At 60.5% G+C, this 5,036-nt stretch carries 5 protein-coding genes; all 5 read left to right on the top strand.

Annotated elements, in window-relative coordinates; translation table 11 throughout:
- The first annotated feature begins 298 nt into the window (after positions 1–298).
- Complete coding sequence (locus Q0239_RS02410; RefSeq protein WP_298597837.1) at positions 299–958, top strand: nitroreductase family protein; 660 nt, start codon at positions 299–301, stop codon at positions 956–958.
- Positions 959–1,002: 44 nt separating this feature from the next.
- Complete coding sequence (gene radA / locus Q0239_RS02405) at positions 1,003–2,367, top strand: DNA repair protein RadA (RefSeq protein WP_298597834.1); 1,365 nt, start codon at positions 1,003–1,005, stop codon at positions 2,365–2,367.
- A gap of 9 nt (positions 2,368–2,376) precedes the next feature.
- Positions 2,377–2,901 carry a CvpA family protein gene (locus tag Q0239_RS02400; RefSeq protein WP_298597831.1) on the top strand — a complete coding sequence of 175 codons (525 nt, stop codon included), beginning with the start codon at positions 2,377–2,379 and terminating at the stop codon, positions 2,899–2,901.
- A complete protein-coding gene (locus Q0239_RS02395) occupies positions 2,891–3,343 on the top strand; it encodes an iron-sulfur cluster assembly scaffold protein (RefSeq protein ID WP_298597828.1) in 453 nt (150 codons plus the stop codon). The genes Q0239_RS02400 and Q0239_RS02395 overlap by 11 nt, the downstream gene beginning before the upstream one ends.
- Positions 3,343–5,036, top strand: a 1,694-nt coding sequence (locus tag Q0239_RS02390; protein WP_298597825.1) for a monovalent cation:proton antiporter-2 (CPA2) family protein, incomplete at its 3' end; no start/stop codon positions are given. The genes Q0239_RS02395 and Q0239_RS02390, both read left to right, overlap by 1 nt.

Raw genomic sequence — 5,036 nt, 5'->3', positions numbered from 1 at the left:
GGGCGAGGGCGCGCTTACAGGAAAGGCACGGCTGGCGCGCCAAGGTTGCCAGATCCCCGGGGGGAGGCCGGCCATACAGCCCGCAGGCCTTCCCCCGCCATAGCAGATAAGGGCCAGCCGCAGTTCCTTCTCACGCATCGCCAAGATGTGGCAGGGCAGGGCATGGGGTGCAAGGCTTTGTCGCTGCCCCAGTGCAAACAGACCGCGAAACGGGTGTTTGCAGATACAGGTGTTTTTAGCAGTTGCGGGATTTAATCGTTCGATTAAATGAGGGCACAAAGCAAACAGGAGAGATTTTATGCTGGTATCCGAAGCCGTCGCCACCCGCCGTTCGATCAGGTCGTTCCTCGACAAGCCGGTTCCGTTCGAAACTATCCAGCGCATATTGGAACGCGCGCGGATGGCCCCCTCGGGCTGCAATTTCCAGCCATGGGAAGCGACGGTCCTCACGGGCGCGCCGCTCAAGGCGTTGCAGGACAGGCTCACCGCCAGCCAGCCCGACGATCCGATGGACTATGATTTCTCGGAACCCGGCAAGCATGACAAATATAAGGCACGCCTCCAGGCTGTCGGTGCCGCTATGTATGGCGCGATGGCGATTGCCCGCGACGATGGAAAGCAGCGGGCCGATTTCGTCCAGTCGAACCTTGTGTCCTTCGGCGCACCAGTGTTGCTGCTCTGCCATTTCCCGAAATGGATGAAGGAAGCGCAATGGTCCGACACCGGCATGTGGCTGCAAACGATCATGCTGCTCTGCCGCGAAGAGGGCCTCGATACCTGTCCGCAGGAATATATGGGCATGTACGGCAAGACCATCAAAGACCAACTGGGGTTAGGCGAAGATGTCCTCCTCTTTTGCGGTCTCGCCATCGGCTATCGCGACGAGAGCGATTCGGTGAATGGTTTCCAGCGTGAGCGCGTGCCTTTGGACGAGCAGGTTACATTCCTCGGTTTTTGATTATTGCTCTGGTGTTCCACCTATGTTCTGATACATAGGTGGGCATGGCCAAAGCGAAAAAACGATTTGTCTGTCAGGAATGCGGCACGGTTGCGCCGCGTTGGCAGGGGCAGTGTGAGGATTGCGGTGCGTGGAACAGCCTTGTTGAAGAGGCCGGGGCGACCGTATTTGAGCTGAAGCATCATTTGCAAAATGGCGGGCGCGATGTCGGGCTTGTCGGGCTCGACAGCGACATCAAGCTGCCCGATCGCGCTTCGACAGGAATATCAGAATTTGACCGCGCTTTGGGCGGCGGTCTGGTCGCAGGATCGGCGACCTTGCTCGGCGGTGATCCGGGGATCGGGAAGTCGACCCTGCTGCTGCAAACAGCGGCCAATCTTGCGCGGCGTGGGCTCGACGTCGCCTATATTTCGGGTGAAGAAGCGGTCGATCAGGTGCGGCTGCGTGCGCGGCGGCTGGGGCTGGGCGATGCGCCGGTGCAACTCGCGGCGGCGACTTCGGTGCGCGATATATTGACGACGATGGGCAGCACAAAGCCGCCTGCCTTGCTGATTATCGACTCGATCCAGACGATGCACAGCGACCTTATCGAAGGCGCACCGGGTACGGTCAGCCAGGTGCGTGCCTCTGCACAGGAGCTGATTCGTTTTGCCAAGGAACGCGGCACTGCGTTGATGCTCGTCGGCCATGTCACCAAGGATGGCAGCATTGCGGGGCCGCGCGTGCTCGAGCATATGGTCGATACCGTGCTGGCGTTTGAGGGAGAGCGCAGCCACCAATATCGTATCCTGCGCGCGAACAAGAACCGCTTTGGCGGCACCGACGAGATAGGCGTCTTTGCGATGGCTGACAGCGGCTTGGCCGAGGTCGGCAATCCCAGCGCACTCTTCCTGACCGACCGAGCCGAGCAGGTCACGGGGGCGACAGTCTTCCCCGCACTCGAAGGCACAAGGCCAGTGCTGGTCGAAATCCAGGCGCTCACCGTGCGCCTGTCGAGTGGGGCAAAGCCGCGCCGCGCGGTGGTCGGCTGGGATAGCGGACGATTGGCGATGATCCTCGCGGTGCTCGAGGCGCGCTGCGGCCTCAGCTTTGCCACCGCCGAAGTCTATCTCAACATCGCGGGCGGCTATCGCATATCCGATCCTGCGGCAGACCTTGCCGTCGCCGCAGCACTGGTTTCGGCCTATGCGGAAAAGCCACTGCCATCGGATTGCGTTTTGTTCGGCGAGGTCGCTCTTTCAGGCGAAATCCGTCCCGTCGCGCATGGCAATCTCCGCCTGAAGGAAGCGGCCAAGCTGGGCTTCCAGACTGCGCTTGTGCCGCCTTCGGTGCAGGAAGATGGGGGTATGAAACTGAAACAGTTCCGGACACTCTCCAACCTCGTTGACCATATACTCGGGCGGGACTAACTGGATGCGATGACCGCATTCGACATCATCGTTCTTTTTCTGCTCGGCACCGGTGCCATTTTTGGCTTCATGCGCGGCTTTACGCAGGAAGTGCTGTTGCTGGGCGTCTGGGTATTGGTCGTTGCGGCGATACGATTCCTGCACGCGCCCGCCGCGGAATGGCTTTATGGGCCCGTTGGCAGTGACGCCGGGGCTGCCGTCCTGGCATTTCTCGCCATTGCCATCGTCACTTATGTCGGCGGGCGGTTGATTGCGCGCAAGATTGGCGAGAAGAGCCGCAAGTCGGCGCTTGGTCCGTTCGACCGTGTGCTCGGCTTTGGCTTTGGCGCGGTGAAGGGGCTGATCGGCGCGACGTTGCTGTTCCTGCTGCTCGTCATGCTGTTCGAAGTCGCCTATGGCGGCGACAGCAAACGCCCGGAATGGATGACCGCGTCCCGCACATATCCATTATTGAATGCGTCGGGGGATGCGCTCTCGTCCTTTATTCGCGAACGCCAACAGGACAATGAGGGCGAGGGCAGCGATGCCGGCTGATCTTGCCGCACGCCCCACGCCGCCCAAGCCCGAGCTTTACACCAAGGACATATTGCGGCTTGCGGCCAGTCTGCCGCATGCAGACGCGTTGGCAGACGCCGATGCAAGTGCAACGCGCCGTTCGCCAGTCTGCGGCAGTGAAATGCGCGCCGATGTGAAAGTCGAAAACGGCCATCTCACGGCGATTGCCTTGCGTGGCCGCGCGTGCGCGATGGGCCAGGCATCGGCGGCGGTGGTTGGTAAAATTGCAGTCGGTCGTTCGGCTGAAGAGATTGCGGATGCGCGGGCCGCGCTTGCACGGGCACTTATTGACGAAAGCGGCTTTGATGGCTGCTGGCCCGAACTGGCGGTTTTTGAAAGCGCGCGCACCTATCCCGCGCGCCATGCGGCGATCTTGCTGCCTTTTGATGCGGTTCTCGCCGCGATGACGGGGAACGACTGATGGAAGAGGGCCATCATTTCCTGACCGACATTTTGACGACTGGCGCATTGCTTCTGGGTGCGGCGCTCGTGGCGGTTCTGGTCTTCCGCAAATTAGGGTTGGGTGCGGTACTCGGCTATCTGGTTGCGGGTATCATCATCGGGCCTGACGTGTTGGGTCTGAGCGGCGAACCGGAAACCATACTGAGTTTCGCTGAAATCGGTATCATCCTGCTTCTGTTCCTCGTTGGGCTCGAACTGTCGCCTTCGCGATTATGGGTGATGCGGCGGGACATATTATTGTTCGGACCGCTGCAGGTCGCGTTGTGCGGTCTCGCGATGTTCGCCATCATCTTCGCCGTGCTGCCCTTCAGCTGGGAAGCCGCGCTGGTGCTGGGGCTTCCGCTTGGCCTGAGCTCGACCGCGCAGGTCCTGCCGCTTCTGCAATCGCGCGGACGATTGAAAACCGACTATGGCGAGAAAAGCTTCGCCATCCTGCTGTTCCAGGACATTTCAATCGTTCCCTTGCTGACGATTGTCGCCGCGCTATCGCGTGCACCAGCGCAAGAGGGCGCACCCAGCGGACTTGTGTTGGCCATATATGCAATACTAGCCATTGTCGGGCTGATCCTAGCCGGGCGCTATGTGCTGTCGCCGCTGTTGCGGCTGGTAGGCCGCGTTTCGGAACGCGAACTTTTCATCGTCACCGGCCTGTTTGCGGTCTGTGCGAGTGCCGCCCTGATGCAGTCGATTGGCGTCTCTGCGGCGCTTGGGGCTTTCGTCGCTGGCGTGATGCTCGCGGAGTCGCCCTACCGGCATGAGCTGGAGGCGGATATCGATCCCTTCCGTTCCATTCTGCTCGGGCTGTTTTTCCTCGCGGTCGGGATGATGCTCGATCTCGACGTCATAGCGGCGCAGCCCTTGCTGATTGTCGGTTTGGCGGCGGGGGTTGTTGTAGTCAAAACTGCGGGGGGTTTCGGGCTGGGGCGCCTGTTCGGGGTAAACAACTGCGGGTCGATCATCATGGCTTTGCTGCTCAGCCAGGGCGGCGAGTTCGGTTTCGTTCTGTTCACTGCGTCGCAAAATGCGTTGCTGATCGAACCTGAGGCAGCGAGCCTGTTCGGTGCAGTGGTCACGCTGTCGATGGCGACAACGCCGTTCCTGATGATCCTTGCAGGCCGATTGGCGGCCCGTCGGCGGACGAGCGATGTCGCGCTTGATGATCCTGAATTGGCGGCGCAGGCCAACATCATCATCGTCGGCCATGGTCGCTTTGGGCAGACGGTCGGGCAGATCATGCAGGCGGCGGGCCTTTCCATTACCCTGATCGACATCAAGCCCGAGCAAATCGATGTCAGCGGGGAGTTCGGGCGCAAGGTCTTCTACGGCGACGGCACGCGCATAGATTTGCTCCGCCGCGCGGGCGCGGATGAATCCTGTGCGATCCTGTTCTGCATGGATGACCGTGATTTGGATGCCGACGGCTTGGTCGCCGTGCGCGAAACCTTCCCCAATGCCAAGCTGTTCGTAAGGGCGTATGACAGGCGTCAAATGCTCGAACTCATGCCGGCAGAGGATCTTAAGATTACACGGGAAGTATTTGAATCATCTGTTCAAATGGCCGAAGATGCGCTGCGTTCCATCAATGTCGACCCTTCGGTCGCCGAACAGGCTGTCACCGAATTTCGCCGCCGTGATCTTGTTCGGCTGAAAGC

Origin of the sequence: uncultured Sphingorhabdus sp. (assembly GCF_937872355.1) — a bacterium.
Classification (GTDB): domain Bacteria; phylum Pseudomonadota; class Alphaproteobacteria; order Sphingomonadales; family Sphingomonadaceae; genus Sphingorhabdus_B.
This window is presented reverse-complemented; position numbering and strand designations above follow the sequence as displayed.

What these genes read in the sequence shown, in the direction of transcription:
- Q0239_RS02410 (WP_298597837.1), top strand. Translation starts at nt 299, where the DNA reads ATGCTGGTATCCGAAGCCGTCGCCACCCGCCGTTCGATCAGGTCGTTC.
- radA (WP_298597834.1), top strand. Translation starts at nt 1,003, where the DNA reads ATGGCCAAAGCGAAAAAACGATTTGTCTGTCAGGAATGCGGCACGGTT.
- Q0239_RS02400 (WP_298597831.1), top strand. Translation starts at nt 2,377, where the DNA reads ATGACCGCATTCGACATCATCGTTCTTTTTCTGCTCGGCACCGGTGCC.
- Q0239_RS02395 (WP_298597828.1), top strand. Translation starts at nt 2,891, where the DNA reads ATGCCGGCTGATCTTGCCGCACGCCCCACGCCGCCCAAGCCCGAGCTT.